The sequence below is a fragment of the Stenotrophomonas sp. YJH_SMC_37 genome, assembly GCF_059370035.1.
The window spans coordinates 142,418-161,424 of sequence record NZ_JCAFTG010000006.1; the positions used below are offsets into that span (position 1 = coordinate 142,418).

Below are 19,007 nucleotides of genomic sequence, written 5' to 3' on the forward strand. Positions count from 1 at the left end.
TGCCGGCCGCTGGCCGGCAACCTCATCAACCCTTCGGGTGTGCCGACCAACGGTCGGCACCCACCGGAAGAGGAAGGGGGGGGTGCCGACCGTTGGTCGGCACACTTCTCAGATCGGGTTCTTGTCCAGGAACGCCCGGATTTCCGGCACCAGCACCTCGTGCTTGTCTTCCAGCACGTAATGCCCGGCGTCCTCGAACGCATGTACCTGGGCCTTCGGCAGCGCGGCCTGGAAGCCCTTCAGGAAATGATGGTCGAACACGAAGTCGCGCAGGCCCCAGCCGAGAAAGGCGGGACGGTCGGCGAACGACGGCAGCGCCTTGCCGGCGCGTTCCAGCAGCGACCAGGCCTTGTCGGCCGGCGACAGCGGGATGTCCTGCATGAAACGGATGGTGCTGATGCGGTTGGCCCAGCTGTTGTACGGCGACACGTAGGCGCGGCGCACGTCGGCCGGCATCTTGCGCTCCACGCCCAGCCACGAGGCACCGGAGGAGAACGCGTTGAAGCTGCGGATGATCCACTCGCCGATCTTCCAGTGACGGCCCAGCGCGATCTGCCACGGCATCTTCTTCGCCGCCGGCATCGGGAACGCGGCGGTGTTGAGCACCACCAGGCGCTTGACCTGGTCGTGGTGCGACAGCGCCCAGCCGAAACCGATCATGCCGCCCCAGTCGTGCACGGCCAGGGTCACCGGTCCGGTGATGCCCAGGTGCTTGAGCAGCGCATCGAGGTCGTCCACGCGCGACTGCAGCGTGTACTCGTAGCGGCTGTCATCAGGCTTGTCCGACAGGCCCATGCCGATATGGTCCGGCACGATGCAGCGGTAGGTGTCCGACAGGCCGGCCACCAGCGTGCGCCAGTAATAGCTCCACGACGGATTGCCGTGCACCATCACCACTACCTCGCCGTCGCGCGGGCCTTCGTCGAGATAGTTCATCGACAGGCCCGGGCGCACTTCGAAGCGCTGCGGGTGGGCGGGGTAACCGGGAAGATCGCGCATGCGGAGCACCTTGGAAGAATCGCGGCGCGGTGTAGCGCCGAGCCATGCTCGGCGGCTCTCCGGTCAGGCCGCGGAAGAACCGCGCTGTGCGCGTGAGCCGAGCATGGCTCGGCTCTACAGGAGGTCGGGCAGCGGGCTGCTTACCAGACCACTTCAGCCATCGAACAGTTCAGGCCGGAACCAATGCCCAGAAGCGCGATGCGATCACCCTTCTTCAGCTTGCCCAGCTGCTTGAGCTTGCTCAGCACGATCGGCACCGAGGCCGGGCCGATGTTGCCGTGCTCGCCGAAGATGGTCATGACCTTCTTCGGATCGATGCCGAAGTTCTTGATGAACGCAGCGGTGTGCGGCTGGCTCACCTGGTGGATCACGAACTGGTCCAGCTCTTCCACGGCCCAGCCGAGTGCGATCTTGGCGGCGGTGAAGGTCTTCTGTGCCAGCTTGATGCCTTCGATCAGCAGCAGGCGGGTGTCAGTGACCATGCGGTCCAGGTTGCCCAGGCACAGCTGGTTCCACTCGGTCGCCGAGCGGGTGACGCCACCCTTGTAGCGCGGCGCGTCCGGCACCAGCTCCGAGCGCGCCATCACCATCGCCGCAGCACCCGAACCGGTGGTCAGGGCCGCCAGTTCGTTGCGGAAGTCGTCGGCGGTGACGTCCGGAGCGGTCATGCGCTCCAACGTCTTCTCGTACACCAGGTTGGCGGTCTCGCCATCCACCACCAGCGCGTAGTCGATGTCACCGCGCTCGATCATGCGCGCGGCGATATCCATGCCGTTGATGAAGGCCAGGCAGGCGTTGGCGACGTCGAAGGTCATGCATTCGTCGCTGACGCCGAGGTTGCCCGACACGATGGAGGCGGTGGACGGCTCCAAGTAGTCGCGGCTGACCGAGGTATTGACCAGCAGGCCCACCTGCGTCGCATCGATTCCAGCGTCTTCCAGCGCCTTGCGGCCGGCCATGGTGGCAGCGTCGGACGCCAGCACGCCGTTGTCCCACAGGCGGCGCGCGTGGATGCCGGCGATATCGCCGAGCACGTCGGTGCGGATGCCCAAGCGATCCAACGTCGGCTGCAGGCGTTCGTTGATTTCCTTGGTGGTCAGCGTATGCGGTGCGTCGACGTGTGCCAGGCCGGCGATCGAGACATTCTTGAAGAGCATCGAGGTTAGCGCCAAGGCTCAGGCAAAAGGGGGCGCTATTCTATAACCCCGGGGGCCTTCACCGCATCTTTACGAATTCAGCGCTGGCCGTATGGTGAAGCGTTCAGCGCGGTGGGCACTGGAACGCGGCGAAGCGCTGGCTGCCATCGGCCGGGGCCGCAGCGGCCTGCACGGCATTGGCACCTGCGCTCGGGGCCTCGTTGCGGGCCAGCGTTTCCAGCTCTTCCTGCACGCGCAGCGGGTTGCGGTTGTAGAAGCCGACCTTGCTCTTCACGGTGACGACCACTTCGCCCCTGGCGATGCAGCCAGCGGGAACGGGGCCTGCCGGCAGTACGCGGGTCGCCTTGCCGGCCGGTTCGATCGGCACCCAGGTACAGGCGGTGACGGTGAGCAGCAGGGAGGAAAGCAGCAGAACGCGCATGGGCAGATCCTGGAAGGGTATGGGGGGATTCTGCCTGAACAGCCTGAATCGGGGGTAGCCGGGGCGGAGCCCAGGTAGCGCCGTGCCATGCCCGGCGAGCGCACAGCGCGGCATGGCTGGCCGCCGGAAAGCCGCCGGGCATGGCCCGGCGCTACCACGGGAGACCTGCCCGCCGTGGCGGGCAGGCACATCCCTTATTTCTTGACCGGGTTGCCTTCGGCATCGATTACGGTCACCTCGCCCAGGTTCAGCGCACGCACGGCCGCTTCGGTCTGCTTGAGATCACCCACCACCACCCAGGTCAGCGCCTGCGGCTTGATCTCGGCGGCGGCCTGCTGCACCTGCGCCGGGGTCATCGCCTCGATCTCGGCCTTGCGACGCAGCACGTAGTCGTCCGGGCGCTTGAACTGCACGATCGAGCCGATGGTCGAGGCCACCGCGCTGGCGGTCTCGTAGGCACCGGGCAGGCTCAGGGTCTGGATATTGCGGATGCGGTTGACCTCGGCAGCGGTGGCCGGCTTGCTGCCATCGGCGAACGCGGCGATTTCCTTGCGCATTTCCGCCAGTGCCGGGCCGGTCTTGTCGATCTGCACCGGCGCGCTGGCCATCCACGGGCGCTGGCCCACCGAATTGACCGCGCTGCTGCGCGCACCGTACGACCAGTGCTTGTCTTCACGCAGGTTCATGTTCAGGCGCGAGGTGAAGTCGCCGCCGATCACACCGTTGGCGATGTCGAAGCGGGTCGAGCTGGTGGCGCTGGAAGGTGCCACCACCTGGCCGGCGAACAGGTTGGCCTGCACCGCGCCCGGCTGGTCGATCAGGAACACGCGCGGGCCCTTCGGCAGCGCCACGTCGGTGGCCGCCTTCACCTGCGGGGCATCGCCGGCAGCCTTCCAGTCGCCCAGCTGCTTGTCCAGCAGCGGCACGATCTCGGCCAGGGTGGTGTCGCCGACCACGATCAGGGTGCCGTTCTGCGGGCGCAGCCAGTCGTGGTGGAAGTCGACCAGGTCCTCGCGGGTCAGGCCGTTGATCGCCGCCTCGTCGCCGCTGCCGGTGAACGGAATGGCATACGGGTGGCCCTTGCCGTACAGCAGCGGGGGCAGCACGCGCATCGCCACCGCACCCGGGTTGACCTTCTCCTGCTGGATGCCCGCGATCCAGCTCGCCTTGACCCGGTCGATCTCGCCCTGCTCGAAGCGCGGTTCGCGCAGCAGGTCGCGGTACAGCGCCAGCGACGGCACCAGGTTTTCCTTCAGCGCCGACAGGTCCACGCTCATCGAGTCCAGGCCGGCCGAGGCATCCAGGCTGGCGCCCAGCGCATCCGCCGCATCGGCGAAGGCCAGCGAGCCGAGCTTGCCGGCACCTTCGGTCATCAGGCTCATGGTGAAGTTGGCGGTGCCCGGTTTGCGGCCCTGGTCGGCACTGAAGCCGCCCGGGAACTGGTAGCTGAACTGCACCACCGGAATCTCATGGCGCTCGGCCAGGATCACCTGGGTACCGTTCTTCAGTGTCGCGCGCTGCAGCGCCGGGAACTTCAACTGCGGGAACTCGCGGGTCTGCGGCACGCCGGCCTTGCGGTCGACCTGCTCCGGCAGCGTGCTGTACTTCGGGTCCACCGCTGGCACGGTGAACGGCTTCGGCGCCTGGCTCGGATCTTCCTTCAGCGCCACGCGCTCACCCGGTGCGATCACCAGGGTGTGGCTGCCCTTGTCCAGCCACTGCGCGCCGAGCCGGCTCAGATCGGCGGCACTGGCCTTCTCGATGTTGGCCAGCGAGGTGCGGAAGCAGCCCGGGTCGCCGGTGAACACCGCACATTCTGCAAGGGCGTCGGCCTTGCCGCCGAAGCCACCGATGCGCTCGATGCCGCGGATGAAGCCGGCGCGGGCGCCGGTCTTGGCGCGCTCCAGTTCCGCGGCGGTCGGGCCCTGCTTGATCAGCCGGTCCAACTCCTCGTCGATGATCTTCTCGACCTTGGCCGGGTCCTGGCCCTGCTTGACCGTGGCCATGATCACGAAGTTGGAGCCCAGCTGCGAGGTAGAGAGTCCGGCAGCAATGCTGTCCACCAGCTTGTCCTGGTGCTGCAGGCGCTGGCTCAGGCGCGAGGACTTGGCACCGCCCAGCACCTGCGCGAACAGCTGCAGCTGATCGACCTCGGTGGTGCCGACCTGCGGCACGTTCCAGGCGCGGTAGATACGCGCCTGCGGCACCTTGTCGGTCATCGTCTCGCGCGTATCGGCGCTGCGCTTGGCCACGTTCACCGCCGGCTGCGCCATGGTCGGGCCGGCCGGGATGCTGCCGAAGTACCTGGAGACCTTTTCCTTGGCGGTGGCCAGGTCGATGTCGCCGGCCAGCACCAGCACCGCATTGTTCGGGCCGTACCAGGTGCGGAACCAGGTCTTCACGTCATCCAGCGAAGCCGCGTTCAGATCGTTCATCGAACCGATCACGCCGTGGTGGTACGGGTGGCCCACCGGATACAGCGCCTTGTTGAGCTGGTCCCAGGCCTGGCCGTAGGGCTGGTTCTCGCCTTGGCGCTTCTCGTTCTGCACCACGCCACGCTGCTCGTCCAGCGCAGCCTGGTCGATCGCACCGACCAGATGGCCCATGCGGTCCGATTCCATCCACAGTGCCATGTCCAGCGCGGTGGTCGGCACGTTCTCGAAGTAATTGGTGCGGTCGGTGTTGGTGGTGCCGTTCTGGTTGGTGGCACCGACCTGCTTGAATGGCTCGAAGAATTCGCCGTCGTGGTTTTCGCTGCCCTGGAACATCAGGTGTTCGAACAGGTGCGCGAAGCCGGTACGGCCGGCCGGCTCGTCCTTGCTGCCCACGTGGTACCAGACGTTGACCGCGACGATCGGCGCCTTGCGATCGGTGTGCACGATCACGCGCAGGCCGTTGGGCAGGGTGAACTGCTCGTACGGGATATCGACCTTGGCCGGTGCGGCCGGCTTGGCCGCCAGCGCATGGGAAGGCACAAGCGTGCCCAGGGCGGTGCTGAGGGCGACAGCCAGCAGTGCAGCGCGCGGGCGAAGGGCGATAGACATATCCGGATCCTTGGTCACGAAGGTGAACCCCGATCCTAGCCTGCGCGCACAGCGGCCGGAATCGGCCAGCAGTCACTGGGGGTGTTTGCCTCCTTGCCCCTCCACCCCTGCTTTGCGGCCCGGGAGGGGCGGTCACAAGCGCCCGCAGGCAACGTCCGGACAGTGTCCGCGGCCCGAGGAATGGACAGGTGTCCGCCCACCGGACACTTCTCTACCCGAACAAACCCCTTCTAAATCAACAACTAAAAGTTGGCACGCGGATTGCTTGGTAGTTCCTGCGCCAGGAAGGGCTTCAGACGAAAGCTGACTGAAGACTGAACAAATGCAGGAAATCGGAAATTTTCCTTGCAAGCCCAGAATTGGTGTACTACCTTACTACCACACCACTGATCACCAACACTAAACAGGCCCCGTCATGAACGCCAAGACCATTGCCATCGCCATCGCCCTGATTGCCGGCACCGCGGTTGTTTCGTCGGTGCAGGCCTCCGAATCCATCAAGACGCTGTCCACCGTGCAGGTCCGCCCTGCCGCCGACCAGCTGGCCCAGCAGGCCTGGGAACAGGCCAGCGGCATCCCGACCCTGGCCACCGTGGAAGTGCGCCCGAGCGCCGACCAGCTGGCCGAGCGCAACGGCTACGTCGCCGCCCCGGTTGCGGCCGCGATGCCGATCACCACCCTGGCCTCGGTGGAAGTGCGCCCGAGCCTGGAACAGCGCGTCGCCCTGGCCGCCGAGCTGGAAGCCCAGCGCTACGCCGCGACCCTGGCTGCCGCCGCCACCAACGTCGCCAACTCGGTCATCGTCAACCTGCCGGCCCTGCAGGTGCGTCCGAGCGCCGCCGACCTGCAGGCCCTGGCCACCGAAACCGCCCAGGTCCTGCTGCGTCCGTAACCGGTGCCGCCCTGCCTCGCGCAGGGCGTGCGCCGTAAAGGCGGCCGCCGTCGCAGGTACACTGCGCCGATGAATGCCGCGCCCCAGTTCCACGTGATCCTGTTCCAACCGGAAATCCCGCCCAACACCGGCAATGTGATCCGGCTCTGTGCCAACACCGGCGCGCAGCTGCACCTGGTCGAGCCGCTTGGCTTCGCACTGGAAGACAAGCAGCTCAAGCGCGCCGGGCTGGACTACCACGAGTATTCACGCCTGCAGGTGCACCCCGACCTGGACACCGCGCTGGCGCGGATCGCACCGAATCGGTTGTTCGCACTCAGTACCCGCGCCAGCGTGCGCTACGACAGCGTGGCCTTTGAAGAGGGCGATGCCTTCCTGTTCGGGCCGGAAAGCCGTGGCCTGCCGCAGGACGTGCTCGATGCCCTGCCCGACGGCCGCCGCCTGCGCCTGCCGATGCGGCCGGGCAACCGCAGCCTCAATCTTTCCAACACCGTTGCGGTGGTGATGTACGAGGCGTGGCGGCAGCATGGGTTTGCCGGCGGCGCGTAGCGCCACGCGCCTCTCTTCTGCCTGATTGTTGCTGTGGCGGGCGCATGCGTTCATGGGCGTTACTTTTCTTTCCGCGCGGAAAGAAAAGTAACCAAAAGAAACGCGCCGCCATCCGCGAGCCGGTGCTGCGCACCGGTACCCTGCGCTTCAAGGCGGACCCGACAGCCGCGCAGTGGATCCATGCCATGCGTGGATGCCTTCCGCCTGGATCAATCAGGAGCGCTCGCCATCGCGTTGCCGGAACGCGTGCGATTGCCCACAGAAGAAAACTCCAGGCCATCAATATCGGCATGCGCACCGCACATGCCCAAGCCCGTTGCCGTCGGGTCGATCCCGCCGGATGAGACTCTCAGTGCACCTGCATGTTTCTCGATAGCCACTGTGCCAGGTTCGGACTGATGAATCAGTTTTCCGCCTTCTGGCTTCATATGCAGCACGAAGGAGCAGACGTGCTGCATCGCCTGGGTACTGTGCAGCTCAACCGTATAGCCCAGTGATTCTTCGACAATCGACAGGCTGTCCCTGAACCCATCGCGGCAACTACGTCCGCTGCCCGGTTCGGTACACAGATCGCTCGCCTGCGAATAACTGCCTGCCCATGCCCCATCCCTGTTGCCTGCCCACGCCATCTGCAGCACGGAGGCTTGTAAGAGCAGCGGGAGGCACAACAGCAGCCTCACAGCGGGATTGTTCTTCATTCAGCTTGCATCTCCGGATAGGCGTCCCTTACCGCCCACCCTACCCGGCAATGCCGGCCAGCGACCGGCACTACCGGTGCACTCAGAACGCGTTGATGCCGGTCAGTTCGCGGCCGATCACCAGCTGGTGCACGGTCTCGGTGCCTTCATAGGTGATCACCGATTCCAGGTTCAACGCGTGACGGATCGCCACGTGTTCGGTGGTGATGCCGGCCCCACCGAGCAGATCGCGACACTCGCGGGCGATGTCGATGGCCATGCGGCAGTTGTTCCACTTGGCCAGGCTGACCTGCTGCGGCTGCAGCTGGCCGGCTTCCTTCAGGCGGCCCAGCTGCAGGGCCAGCAGCTGGGCGGTGGTGATGCGGCGGGCCATCTCGGCCAGCTTGATCTGCGCGCTCTGGGTGGCGGCCAGCGGGCGGCCGAACAGCACGCGCTCCTTGGCGTAGCCCAGCGCTTCATCCAGGCAGGCGATGGCCGCGCCGATCGGGCCCCAGCTGATGCCGTAGCGGGCCTGGGTGAGGCAGCCCAGCGGTCCCTTCAGGCCCTTCACGTTGGGGAGGCGGTGGCTGTCGGGCACGCGCACGTCATCGAAGTACAGCGCGCCAGTGAGCGAGGCACGCAAGCTCATCTTGTGCTTGATTTCCTGGGTGCTGAAGCCGGCCATGCCCTTCTCCAGCACGAAGCCCTGGATCCCGTCCTCGGTCTGCGCCCAGACGATGGCCAGGTCGGCCACCGGGCCGCTGGTGATCCACATCTTGCTGCCGCTGATGCGCCAGTCACTGCCGTCGCGCACGGCGCGGGTCTTCATGCTGGCAGGATCGGAACCCCCATGCGCCTCGGTCAGGCCGAAGCAGCCGATCAGCTCGCCGCGCGCCATCGCCGGCAGCCACTGCTGGCGCTGTTCCTCGCTGCCATAGGCGTAGATCGGGTACATGCACAGCGAGCTTTGCACCGAGACGAAACTGCGCAGGCCGGAATCGCCGCGCTCCAGCTCCTGGCAGATCAGGCCATAGCTGACCGCGCCGAGGCCACCGCCGCCGTACTCGGTCGGCAGCGTTGCGCCGAGCAGGCCCAGTGACGCGATCTCCGGCACCAGTTCAGACGGAAAACGGGCCTGGTCGAAGGCATCGCCGATGATCGGCAGCACGCGCTCGTCGGTGAAGCGGGCGACACTCTCCTGCACCGCACGCTCTTCCTCATTGAGCAGGGAACGGACATCGAACAGATCGTACGGATGCAAAGCCATGGCACTCACACGCAGTCAGGACCCGGCCATTGTCGGTCATCCGGGCAGCGCGTGCCGGCCAGGGTTGGCCCCCACCAGGGCTGAGGCACTACGCTGCGCTGCAGCAATCGTGCGGTGAACGGCGTCTATCTAGCTCGATCACGCGCGTCCCGGTACCCTGACACATTCAAACAACCGTTTCGCCCGTGGCCGCACGCGCGATTCCCAGGCACCGCCGGTGGCCCCGATGCCGGCCCTACCCACGAGTCATGCAATCGATGAGCGCTGAAGCCAACGCCCTGCCCCCGCGTGAAGTAATGGAGTTCGACGTGGTGATCGTCGGCGCCGGTCCTGCCGGCCTGGCCACCGCGATCCGCCTGCGCCAGCGCGCGATCGAAGCCGGCCGCGAGCTGTCGGTGTGCGTGCTGGAAAAGGGCTCCGAACCGGGCGCGCACGTGCTCTCCGGTGCGGTGATGGACCCGCGCGCACTGACCGAACTGTTCCCGGACTGGGCCGAACGCGGCGCACCGCTGAAGCAGAAGGTCACCCGCGACGAATTCCTGTTCCTCAGCGAGACCGGCGCACGCAGCACGCCCAACGCGCTGCTGCCGGAGTGCTTCCACAACGAAGGCAACTACATCATCAGCCTGGGCGAAGTGACCCGCTGGCTGGCGCAGCAGGCCGAGGCGCTGGAAGTGGCGATCTTCCCGGGCTTTGCCGCCGCCGAAGTGCTGTTCGGCGACAACGGTGAAGTGATCGGCGTGGCTACCGGCGACATGGGCATCGAGAAGGACGGCAGCATCGGCCCGGCCTTCGAGCGCGGCATGGCGCTGCACGCCAGGTACACGGTCTTCGCCGAAGGCGCGCGCGGCCACCTCGGCCGCCAGCTGATCGCCCGCTACAAACTGGACGAAGGCAAGGACCCGCAGGCCTACGGCATCGGCATCAAGGAACTGTGGCAGATCGACCCGGCCAGGCATGAGCCGGGGCTGGTGGTGCATGCGGCCGGCTGGCCGCTGGACAGCGACACCTACGGCGGCGCGTTTCTGTACCACGCCGACGGCGGCAAGGTCGCCATCGGCTACGTGGTCGGCCTGGACTACAGGAACCCATGGCTGAGCCCGTTCGAGGAGTTCCAGCGTTTCAAGACCCATCCCTCCATCCGCAAGCACCTGGAGGGCGGCACCCGCATCGGTTACGGCGCCCGTGCAATCACCGCCGGCGGCCTGCTGTCGCTGCCCAAGACGGTGTTCCCCGGGGGCGCGCTGGTCGGCTGCGAGGCCGGTTACCTCAACGCCAGCCGCATCAAGGGCAGCCACGCCGCAATCAAGACCGGCATGCTGTGCGCCGACGCCGCGTTCGACGCGCTGGCTGCTGATCGCCAGCACGATGAACTGAGCGCCTACCCGAAGGCGTTCGAAGCCAGCTGGCTGTTCACCGAACTGCAGCAGGCCAAGAACTTCAAACAGTGGTTCAAGAAGGGCCAGACCGTGGCCACGCTGATGACCGGCGTGGAGCAGTGGCTGCTGCCCAAACTGGGCGTGCGCAACCCGCCGTGGACCCTGCATCGCACCCAGCCGGATCATGCCTGCCTGGAGCCGGCGGCCAAGCACACCCGCATTGCCTACCCGAAGCCGGATGGCGTGCTGACCTTCGACCGCCTCAGCTCGGTGTTCCTGAGCAGCACCAACCACGACGAGAACCAGCCCAGCCACCTCACGCTGAAGGACCCGAGCATTCCGGTGAAGGTGAACCTGGCCGAGTACGCCGGTCCGGAAGCGCGCTACTGCCCGGCCGGCGTGTACGAGTTCGTCGGCGAAGCCGACAGCGCGCGCCTGCAGATCAACGCGCAGAACTGCGTGCACTGCAAGACCTGCGACATCAAGGACCCCACCCAGAACATCGTGTGGGTGACCCCGCAGGGCGGCGGCGGCCCGAACTACTCTGGCATGTGATCGCCCCGGGCTGCGACCGCGTGTCGCAGCCCGGCGGCTCGACCGCACCGCTATCCTGCCGCCCATGCGCGCCGACCGCCTGCTCATTGCCATTGCCGTGTCCCTGCTCGCCACGGCCTGCCAGCGCCCGCCTGCTGCGCCCGCCACGCCCGAACAGGCCCGGCAACAGGCCATGCAGCGCGCGTTCGAACTGTGCGCCGGTTGCCACACCGTGCAGCCCGGCGGCATCCACCGCTTCGGGCCGAACCTGCATGGCGTGATCGGCCGCCGCGCCGGCAGCTTGCCCGACTACGGCTATTCCGAGGGCATGCGCCGCGCCGACATCACCTGGAGCGCGCAGACCCTGGATGCCTTCCTGCAGTCGCCCACCCACGTGGTGCCCGGCACCCGCATGTACAACGCCTTTCCCAGCGCCGAACGCCGCGCGCTGGTGATCGCCTACCTGCAACAGCAGTCGGCTCAGTGAGCGAGGCGCTGCAGCTGATGCTGCAGCCGGGCCACGAACGCCGTTACGGCTGCGAACACCGGTGCCGGATCGGTTTCGCCCGCATCCTGCAGGCGCTCGACCAGTGCGTTGGCCTGCCCGGCCAGCACCGTCGCCCCAACCGCACCCAGGCCGCCGGCCAGGCGATGCAGGTGCAGCGCCGCGGTTTCGCGGTCGCCGGCCTGCACGGCGCGTTGCACGGCCGCCAGATCGCCCTCGCTGGCCTGCAACAGGCTGTCGCGCAGCTGCTCGGCCACCACGCGTGAGCCGAACCGCCGCTGCAGGCTGGCCAGATCAGGCAGCGTCCCGCCATCGTCGGCAGCGGGTCCGGCCTGCGGCTCCGCAACCGATAGTCCCTGCGCCTGCGGCAACCAGCGCAGCAGCGCGGCGCGCAGGGTTGCCAGCGACAGCGGCTTGGACAGTACTTCGTCCATGCCGGCCTCGCGGCAGCGCCGTGCATCGTCGTCCAGTACGCTGGCGGTGAGCGCCAGTACGGTCAGCCGCGGCTGGCCGTTGCGACCCTCGCGTTCGCGCAGCAGGCGGGTGAAGGCGAAGCCATCCAGCACCGGCATCCGGCAATCGGTGATGACCAGATCGAACGGCTCCGACGCCAACCGGTCCAGCCCCTGCTGGCCATCGCCGACCAGCACATGCGGCACACCCAGCTGCTGCAGGCGCCAGGCCATCATCGCCTGGTTGGTCGGATGATCTTCGATCACCAGCACGCGTGCCTCGCGCAACGCCGGCGGCAGCAGCGCCGCCTGTTCCTCCTCGGCGGCAAGCGCTTCAACATCGCCACGGCCGGCTTCCACCAGCGACAGCCGCACCTCGGCGCGGGTACCCTCGCCCAGCGTGCTGTGCAGCTCCAGTTCGCCGTCCATCATCTGCACCAGGCGCTGGCAGATGCTCAGGCCCAAGCCGGTACCACCATGGTCACGCTGGATGTATGCACCGGCCTGGGTGAACGGCGCAAACAGGTGCTGCAGCTGTTCCGGCGCGATTCCGATGCCGGTGTCGGTGACGCTCAGGCACAGCGGCTGGCTGCCGTCTTCGGCGGTCGGCCCCAGCACTTCCAGCTGCAACCGCACTTCGCCGCGCACGGTGAACTTGATGGCGTTGCTGAGCAGGTTGAACACGATCTGGCGCAGGCGCACGCCATCCACTTCGTGCGCCGCTGCCAGCTGTGGGTCGATCTGCACGTGCAGGTCCAGCCCACGTGCACTGGCCTGCGCCGACAGCAACCGGCACACGCTCTCCAGCAAGGGCCGCAGCGGCTGCGGCACCGGTTCCAGGCGCAGTGCGCCGGCCTCCAGCCGCGAGTAATCGAGAATATCGTCGAGGATCTGCCGCAGCATCTGCGCGGAATCCTCGATCACGTCGAGAATGCGCTGCTGCTCGGCATCCAGCGGCGAATGGGCCAGCACCTCAAGCATGCCCAGCACGCCGCTCATCGGCGTGCGGATCTCATGGCTCATGGTTGCCAGGAAACGCGACTTCGCCTCCGCGGCCTGTTCGGCCTCTGCCTTGGCCGCAGTCAGGGCCTCGGCCTGCGCACGCGCCTCGCTGACGTCCACCCAGTAACCACTCCAGATCACCGCGCCCGCTTCCGCAGCATAGGGATGGGCCTGGCTGCGCACCCAGCGCGCGCCGGTGCCTTCAGGACGCAGCCGGAACTCGAGAATGAGCGGCGCGAACTGCCGCGCCGCCTGCTCGACCGCATGCAGGATGTGCTCGCGGTCATCTTCCTCGATGCGCTCCAGCAGGCAGGTTGCATCCTGTTCGGCCTGCTGCCGGCTGATCCCGAACAACGCCTGCAGGTCGCCGGCAATGAACGGGAAACTGAGGGTTCCGTCAGCCGCACGGCGTGCCTGATAGACCACGGCGGGCAGGTTGTCGGTGACTTCGGCCAGGCGCTGTTCCAGATGGCGACGCCCGGCTACCTCACGGCGCAGCCGCCAATGCCCGATGGCGTGCACCAGCAGCGCGGTAAGCAGCACCAGCAGCAGCGGCACGCCCCAGCGCGCCACGCGGGTCCACTCGAGGCCGTTGCGGTATTCGACGGCCAGCCAGTCGCCGCGCAGGGCTTCGCGCTTGCGTGGGGTCATCTGCAGCAGCAGGCGGTCGAAGGTGGTGGCCAGGGCGGCATGGCGACGCTCGACAGCCAGCACCAGCTGATCGTTGAAGCCGGCCGGTGCGGCCACCTGCAGGCGCCCCGGGAAGCGGTTGCGCAGCAGGTGGTCCACCACGGCCAGATTGCCTATATAGGCGTCGGCGTCGCCATTGATCAGGCGCTGCAGGGCCTGTTCCGCGCTGCGCGCCGCGATGATCCGGGCCTGCGGTGCCTGCTGCAGCACATAACCACGCACGCGCTCCGGATCGGACAGCAGCACCCGCTTGCCCTGCAGGTCTGACAAGCCCAGCAGCGCCGGGCTGTCGCGCCGGCTGACGATCACGTTCGGCACGCTGATGAAGGGCTGGCTGAACACCCAGTCCGGGCCCAGGTAGCGCGAATCGGCCGGAATGCCCATTACCGCCTGCAGCTCGCCGCGGCGCGCCTTCTCGCGCACTTCGTACCAGTCATGGCTGTTTTCCACCTGCAGGTTGGCGCCGGCCTGCAGCAGGCGGCGCAGGTATTCGCTGGCCAGGCCGCTGGGGTTGCCATCCTGGTCGGCGAACGACAGTGGCGCCGCGTTCGGCGCGAAGCCGATCCTCAACGGTTGCTCCAGTACCCGCTTCTCGGCCTGGCTCAGCGCCAGCTGCGCCGATGCCGACCACCGCGGAGGTGGCAGCCAGCGCTGCGCCAGCGCATCGCGCTGGGCCTGGCTGGTCGCGGCCAGCGCCAGGTCCAGCGCTTCGGCCAGTGGCTGCTTGCCGTTGGGAATGCCGAAGTGCAGTCGCTCCGGCGGGAGATCGCTGGGGCGCAGCAGCACGACGCCCTGCAGGTCCTCGCGGGCGATCAGTTCGGTGGCCACATAGGCATTGCCGATGTAAACGTCGGCCTTGTCGTCTCTGACCATCTCCAAGGCCGCCAACGAGTTGTTTGCGACAAGCTGGCGCGCATGCGGAAAGCGGGCGCGCACCTGGGGCCCGGTCAGGAAGTCCTGCTCGATCACCACCCGCAGTCCGTCCAGATCGGGATTGTCGGAGGCACGCAGGTCATCCGGGCGCCCCACCAGGGCCAGCGGGGCCTCGCCATAGGCGGCGGTGTAGACCATGCAGCGGGTGCGGTCGGCACTGAGCCCGACGTTCATCACCACATCAATCTCGCCACGACATGCCGCATCCAGCACGGATGTCCAGTCGGAGTAGCGCCTTGCCTCCACCTTCACGCCCAACTGACGGGCAAGAAGCGACAGATAATCCGGACCCAGGCCAACCTGTTGACCATCACGGAGGGACTCGAACGGTGGCCAGCCACTGTCATACTGACCCACGACGATGCTCGGATGGGCGGCCAGGTACTCGCGCTGCAGGGGGCTGAGCGGCAACGGCCCGGGCACCGCCTGCGCCAACGCTGCCGGCAGCGCCAGTACGACCAGCAGCAGGACCAGCCCGCGAACAGCCCAGCTACGCATCGGCGTCGATCTCCTAGAATCCTGCCAGGGACCGCGATGGTCGCGGCCCAGCCAGCCCGGTGGCCATACTAGAGCATGAGCTTGCGCATCATCATCGCAGACGACCACCCGGTGGTCCGTATCGGTACCCGCGCCGTCATCGAATCGAGCGGGGTGGGCCGCGTGGTCGGCGAAGCCGACAGCGCGCAGGCGCTGATGGCCCTGCTCGGCAGCCAGCCCTGCGACCTGCTGGTGACCGACTACTCCATGCCGGGCAGCCCGCAGGCCGACGGCTTCGCCATGATCGGCATGATCCGCCGCCGTCATCCAGACCTGCCGGTGCTGATGCTCAGCGTCTCCAGCAATCTGGCGATCCTGCGCATGGTGCTCGACAGCGGCGTGCTCGGCCTGGTCGACAAGAGTTCGTCGATGGACGAGCTGCCGCAGGCCATCCAGTCGGTCTACCGCGGCCAGCCCTACATCAGCCGCAGCCTGCGCGAGCGGGTCGAGGCTGCCGGCAGCTGGCGCATGCGCGAGGGTGACGGCAAGCCGCTGTCGCCACGCGAGGTGGAGGTGCTGCGGCTGCTCGGCACCGGCATGACCGTGAAGGAAATCTCGCTTCAGCTGCACAAGAGCGTCAGCACCATCAGCCGGCAGAAAGGTGATGCCATGCTCAAACTGGGCCTGAAGGGCGACGCCGAGCTGTTCGATTACCTGCGCGACGGCAAGATCTGAGAGCCAGATCGCACAAGAAGGGCATCTGGCACTGCCCTCTTTGACGGACCGCCGATCTGTGCCAAGATGGTGGGGCATGAGTTCCCAATGCGAGGTCGAAGGAATCGACCGGCTCATGTCCTCGCTCCCGTCCCTGGTGGACGTGGCGCGGTTCCCTGCCGGCCGTCTGGCCCGGCAACGCTGACCATGGAGAGGCGCATGCAACATCCCCCCAAGCTACGCTGGACCCTGCCGTTGCGGCCTCTGCGCGCATTCGCGGCGTGCCTGCTCGTCTCTCTTTCCGCTGCCGCCTGCAGCGCCGCCGATCCGGTCCCCTCGTCCTCCCAGCCCGGCGCCCCTGCGCAGGCTGCCAATGCGCCCCGACAGGATGTTGCCACGATGCAGAACACCTCTCCCGACACCGCCGTTACCCCGCCCGACGCGCCGACCGTGATGTATTTCACCTATCAAGTGGATGGCGATGGCGCGACCTCCTATGAGGTCCAGAACGGCAGCGTGGCGACCTTCTGGTTCGGCCATACCTTCACCCTCGACGGCACCACGTATTACACGGGTTTCTCCTGGGATACCCGCGAGCACTACGGCAAGCCGGGCGAGCAGTCGCCGGCCGGCCCGGATGACCGCGCCAACCTCGCCGAGGCCACCTTCGTGCTGGCCGGCAGCGACGCGAACAAGCCCTGGAAGTTCCGTGGCCAGGAATGGACCATCGGCGCACTGGGCGCTTACGACAAGGCCGACGATATCGATACCCGGCGCAAGCTGCTTGAACATCGAACCGCCGACGGTCGCCTGTTGCTGGCGGTGCCGACCAGCAGCTTCGACCGCGGCATCAGCAGCACCGGCTATGCACTGCTGCTGTTCAACCCCAAGCGCAGCGAAGACGACGTGGACAGCAAGGTCTGGCGCTATGTCGGTTCGGTGCGTACGGGCGAGGACAACAGCGCCGCCTGCGACGAAGGCAACGTGATGCCCTGCACCGGCAGCGACGGCGAACTGGCCTTCGCTGCCGACGGCAACGGCCTGCCGCGACTGACCGTGACCTTCAAGGGCACCACCCTCGAAGGCCCCGGCAGGACCCGCACCCTGGGTGCCGGCGACACCGTGCACTACACCTTCGACAGCGCGACCCAGCAGTACCTCGCGCGCTGAAAGCACCCGCCACGCGCGGGTCCCCTGTTGACCGACATGTTCTTGACTCACGGATGAGTCCGGTTGGCGATTCGCGGCATGCGCCGCTCCATCAACCCCGAGGAAAAACGTCATGGCACAGCATGACTACAGCAGAAAGGAAGTCCTGGACATCGTCGAGCAGGTCGCCAGGCAGAAGAGCATTCCGGTCGACGACTTCATGCGCTTCGCGTACATCGAGACCGGTGGCACGTTCAACGAGCGCGCCCACAACGCGTCATCCGGCGCCAAGGGCCTGTTCCAGTTCGTGCCCGGGTCCGCACGCCAGTACCACCTGACCGGCCACGAGTTCGACCCCACCCGCAACACCGAAGCGGCCGCGCAGATGTACCAGGACAACCTGGACTCGATGGCACGCCGCAACGAGCGCACCGGCCACCCGTACCTGTCCGGCGGCAGTACGCCGACCGGGCTGGACCTGTACCTGGCCCACCAGCAGGGCAGTGCCGGCTATGGCTCGGTGCAGACCGCCATTGCCACCGGCACCTTCGGCGTGGTCCGCAACAGCCACGGCGACGAGATCAACATGCGCCGCAACGTGCTGAACCAGATCGGGTCGGACGCGAAGGCGCTGACCGGCCACAGCCTGGCCGAAATGCGCGGCATGAACGATGGCGACCTGGCACGGGCCTTCTCCAGCTACTACATCCACAAGTACGCAGCGATCAGCATCCCGGAAAAGAACATCGAACCGCAGGCGGTGGCACAGGGCCAGGCCCCGGCCGCGCCTGCACAGGCCAGCGCAGCCGTGGCGGCCGGTGCTGCCACGCTGGCGGCAACCGCAACAGCCGCTGCCGCGCCGAAACCGGGCATCGAACTGCAGGCCGCCTACGAGGCCGGCGTGAAGTACGACGATGTGAAGTACGCCATCAACATTCCGGGCCACGCGCTGTACGTACCGGGCAAGACCGGCAAGAACGTGGACCAGGGTTACATCGATTGCTCCGGCTGGGTCGGCACGCTGCAGAACCGGACCATGGACGAGATCAACCAGAAGGCCGGGCATGCGGTGTTCAGCAAGGCCGATCGCATCGACCTGGGCAACCTGGGTTCCGGCGGCATCGTGCGCAAGGCATTCGACCAGTCCGGCGTGCTGCTTGACCGCGACGCGATCCTCAAGCCCGGTGCGCTGAAGGAAGGCATGATCATCGGCCTGGATACGGCCAGGACCCGCCATGAACACTGGAACGGCATCGACCACATCGTGATGGTGGTGCGCGACCCGAACACCGACAAGCTGCTGATCAGCCAGTCCACCGGCAGCAAGGGCGTGCACACCATGCCGGTGGAGGACTACCTCAAGCAGGTGAAGGACCACCCGCACTGGAAGCTGTTCGCGTCCGATCCATTGTCCAAGGCCCGTGACCTGCTGGAAAACCGTACCCAATCGCACGAGCAGACCCAGGGCAAGGCCAACGCCGAGCACAAGGCGGCCGCCACGCCGCACGCCGAACTGTACAAGCAGGGCGCACACAGCGAGGGCGTGCGCAAGGTGCAGGAGCAGCTGGGCCACCTGGGCTACGTCGGCGCCGACGGCAAGCCACTGGCCGAGGATGGCCGCTTCGGCCGCAACACCGACGCGGCAGTGCGCCAGCTGCAGAAGGACAACGGCCTGGTCGTCGACGGCATCGTCGGTCCGAAGACGCTGGAAGCGATCAAGGAAGCACGCGAACGACCCTTGCTGAACGACGAGCGGCACCCACGCAATCCGATGTACCTGCAGGCCACCGAGGGCCTGGAGCGGCTGCCGGCAGGTACCTTCAAGGATCGCCACGCGCTGGAAAGCGCCGCCGCGGCCCTGACCAAGGAGGCGCATGCCGCCGGCCTGCAACGCATCGACACAGTGGTGCCGAGCCCGAACGGTGAGCGCCTGTTCGCCGTGCAGGGCACGATCGGTGACCCGGCGGCCAGCCGCGTGGCGGTGGAGACCCGTGCCGCCAGCGAGCAGAGCCTGGCGCTCAGCAGTGGTGCCGTGCAGGGCGCCCCAAACGTGCTGCACCAGCAGCAGGATGCCCAGCAGGAGCAGGCCCGGCAGGCACAGAAGGCGATGGGCGTCTAAGCCCGCAGCGCCTTGGGAGAGAAGGGAGGGCCACGTCCGCGTGGCCT

14 protein-coding genes are annotated in these 19,007 nt (G+C 67.2%); 7 read left to right on the forward strand and 7 right to left on the reverse strand.

Features of this window, described 5'->3' with window-relative positions; genetic code table 11:
* Positions 1–108 precede the first annotated feature (108 nt).
* From AC5P8J_RS10770 to AC5P8J_RS10785, 4 genes are all read right to left on the reverse strand, one after another.
* Positions 109–999 (reverse strand): alpha/beta fold hydrolase, encoded by an 891-nt coding sequence (locus tag AC5P8J_RS10770; protein ID WP_227844221.1) that lies wholly within the window; start codon positions 997–999, stop codon positions 109–111.
* A gap of 140 nt (positions 1,000–1,139) precedes the next feature.
* A complete protein-coding gene (locus AC5P8J_RS10775; protein ID WP_014035559.1) occupies positions 1,140–2,156 on the reverse strand; it encodes a 3-oxoacyl-ACP synthase III in 1,017 nt (338 codons plus the stop codon).
* Positions 2,157–2,259: 103 nt separating this feature from the next.
* The gene (locus AC5P8J_RS10780) at positions 2,260–2,577 is read right to left on the reverse strand and encodes a DUF4156 domain-containing protein (RefSeq protein ID WP_019661896.1); all 318 of its coding nucleotides are present in this window, start codon (positions 2,575–2,577) and stop codon (positions 2,260–2,262) included.
* A 194-nt stretch (positions 2,578–2,771) separates the two neighbouring features.
* Positions 2,772–5,621, reverse strand: a complete 2,850-nt coding sequence (locus tag AC5P8J_RS10785) for a M16 family metallopeptidase (protein ID WP_019661897.1) — start codon at positions 5,619–5,621, stop codon at positions 2,772–2,774.
* 415 nt (positions 5,622–6,036) lie between these two features.
* Between AC5P8J_RS10785 and AC5P8J_RS10790 the strand changes: the two genes are divergently transcribed.
* Together AC5P8J_RS10790 and AC5P8J_RS10795 are read left to right on the forward strand one after the other, a co-directional pair.
* A complete protein-coding gene (locus AC5P8J_RS10790; protein WP_014035556.1) occupies positions 6,037–6,513 on the forward strand; it encodes an XAC0231 family protein in 477 nt (158 codons plus the stop codon).
* 69 nt (positions 6,514–6,582) lie between these two features.
* A complete protein-coding gene (locus AC5P8J_RS10795; protein WP_021202091.1) occupies positions 6,583–7,062 on the forward strand; it encodes a tRNA (cytidine(34)-2'-O)-methyltransferase in 480 nt (159 codons plus the stop codon).
* 209 nt (positions 7,063–7,271) lie between these two features.
* On the opposite strand, the gene AC5P8J_RS10800 is transcribed toward AC5P8J_RS10795, so the two are convergent.
* Together AC5P8J_RS10800 and AC5P8J_RS10805 are read right to left on the reverse strand one after the other, a co-directional pair.
* Complete coding sequence (locus tag AC5P8J_RS10800; protein ID WP_134729730.1) at positions 7,272–7,760, reverse strand: hypothetical protein; 489 nt, start codon at positions 7,758–7,760, stop codon at positions 7,272–7,274.
* Positions 7,761–7,842: 82 nt separating this feature from the next.
* Positions 7,843–9,006: an acyl-CoA dehydrogenase family protein gene (locus tag AC5P8J_RS10805; protein WP_021202093.1), complete on the reverse strand. Its 1,164-nt coding sequence runs from the start codon at positions 9,004–9,006 to the stop codon at positions 7,843–7,845.
* A 257-nt stretch (positions 9,007–9,263) separates the two neighbouring features.
* Here AC5P8J_RS10805 and AC5P8J_RS10810 point away from each other — a divergent pair, with 257 nt between their 5' ends.
* Both AC5P8J_RS10810 and AC5P8J_RS10815 read left to right on the forward strand, forming a co-directional pair.
* Positions 9,264–10,940, forward strand: coding sequence for an electron transfer flavoprotein-ubiquinone oxidoreductase (locus AC5P8J_RS10810; protein ID WP_019661900.1), 1,677 nt, complete (start codon positions 9,264–9,266; stop codon positions 10,938–10,940).
* A 64-nt stretch (positions 10,941–11,004) separates the two neighbouring features.
* The gene (locus AC5P8J_RS10815; RefSeq protein ID WP_021202094.1) at positions 11,005–11,406 is read left to right on the forward strand and encodes a c-type cytochrome; all 402 of its coding nucleotides are present in this window, start codon (positions 11,005–11,007) and stop codon (positions 11,404–11,406) included.
* Here AC5P8J_RS10815 and AC5P8J_RS10820 read toward each other — a convergent pair.
* Positions 11,400–14,999, reverse strand: a complete 3,600-nt coding sequence (locus AC5P8J_RS10820; RefSeq protein ID WP_134729734.1) for an ATP-binding protein — start codon at positions 14,997–14,999, stop codon at positions 11,400–11,402. The two genes, AC5P8J_RS10815 and AC5P8J_RS10820, sit on opposite strands and share 7 nt — an antisense overlap.
* Before the next feature lie 75 nt (positions 15,000–15,074).
* Between AC5P8J_RS10820 and AC5P8J_RS10825 the strand changes: the two genes are divergently transcribed.
* The 3 genes from AC5P8J_RS10825 (at position 15,075) to AC5P8J_RS10835 (ending at position 18,960) form a co-directional block, all read left to right on the forward strand.
* Positions 15,075–15,713, forward strand: a complete 639-nt coding sequence (locus tag AC5P8J_RS10825; RefSeq protein ID WP_019661903.1) for a response regulator — start codon at positions 15,075–15,077, stop codon at positions 15,711–15,713.
* A 378-nt stretch (positions 15,714–16,091) separates the two neighbouring features.
* The gene (locus AC5P8J_RS10830; protein ID WP_134729736.1) at positions 16,092–16,862 is read left to right on the forward strand and encodes a hypothetical protein; all 771 of its coding nucleotides are present in this window, start codon (positions 16,092–16,094) and stop codon (positions 16,860–16,862) included.
* Positions 16,863–16,974: 112 nt separating this feature from the next.
* Positions 16,975–18,960, forward strand: a complete 1,986-nt coding sequence (locus AC5P8J_RS10835) for an XVIPCD domain-containing protein (protein WP_494539898.1) — start codon at positions 16,975–16,977, stop codon at positions 18,958–18,960.
* Positions 18,961–19,007: the final 47 nt, after the last annotated feature.

Excerpts from the sequence above, each read along its gene's own strand:
- AC5P8J_RS10830 (WP_134729736.1), top strand. The coding sequence starts at position 16,092 with ATGCAGAACACCTCTCCCGACACCGCCGTTACCCCGCCCGACGCGCCG.
- AC5P8J_RS10780 (WP_019661896.1), bottom strand. The coding sequence starts at position 2,577 with ATGCGCGTTCTGCTGCTTTCCTCCCTGCTGCTCACCGTCACCGCCTGT.
- AC5P8J_RS10815 (WP_021202094.1), top strand. The coding sequence starts at position 11,005 with ATGCGCGCCGACCGCCTGCTCATTGCCATTGCCGTGTCCCTGCTCGCC.
- AC5P8J_RS10810 (WP_019661900.1), top strand. The coding sequence starts at position 9,264 with ATGAGCGCTGAAGCCAACGCCCTGCCCCCGCGTGAAGTAATGGAGTTC.
- AC5P8J_RS10805 (WP_021202093.1), bottom strand. The coding sequence starts at position 9,006 with ATGGCTTTGCATCCGTACGATCTGTTCGATGTCCGTTCCCTGCTCAAT.
- AC5P8J_RS10835 (WP_494539898.1), top strand. The coding sequence starts at position 16,975 with ATGGCACAGCATGACTACAGCAGAAAGGAAGTCCTGGACATCGTCGAG.
- AC5P8J_RS10770 (WP_227844221.1), bottom strand. The coding sequence starts at position 999 with ATGCGCGATCTTCCCGGTTACCCCGCCCACCCGCAGCGCTTCGAAGTG.
- AC5P8J_RS10825 (WP_019661903.1), top strand. The coding sequence starts at position 15,075 with ATGAGCTTGCGCATCATCATCGCAGACGACCACCCGGTGGTCCGTATC.
- AC5P8J_RS10785 (WP_019661897.1), bottom strand. The coding sequence starts at position 5,621 with ATGTCTATCGCCCTTCGCCCGCGCGCTGCACTGCTGGCTGTCGCCCTC.
- AC5P8J_RS10775 (WP_014035559.1), bottom strand. The coding sequence starts at position 2,156 with ATGCTCTTCAAGAATGTCTCGATCGCCGGCCTGGCACACGTCGACGCA.
- AC5P8J_RS10790 (WP_014035556.1), top strand. The coding sequence starts at position 6,037 with ATGAACGCCAAGACCATTGCCATCGCCATCGCCCTGATTGCCGGCACC.
- AC5P8J_RS10820 (WP_134729734.1), bottom strand. The coding sequence starts at position 14,999 with ATGCGTAGCTGGGCTGTTCGCGGGCTGGTCCTGCTGCTGGTCGTACTG.
- AC5P8J_RS10795 (WP_021202091.1), top strand. The coding sequence starts at position 6,583 with ATGAATGCCGCGCCCCAGTTCCACGTGATCCTGTTCCAACCGGAAATC.
- AC5P8J_RS10800 (WP_134729730.1), bottom strand. The coding sequence starts at position 7,760 with ATGAAGAACAATCCCGCTGTGAGGCTGCTGTTGTGCCTCCCGCTGCTC.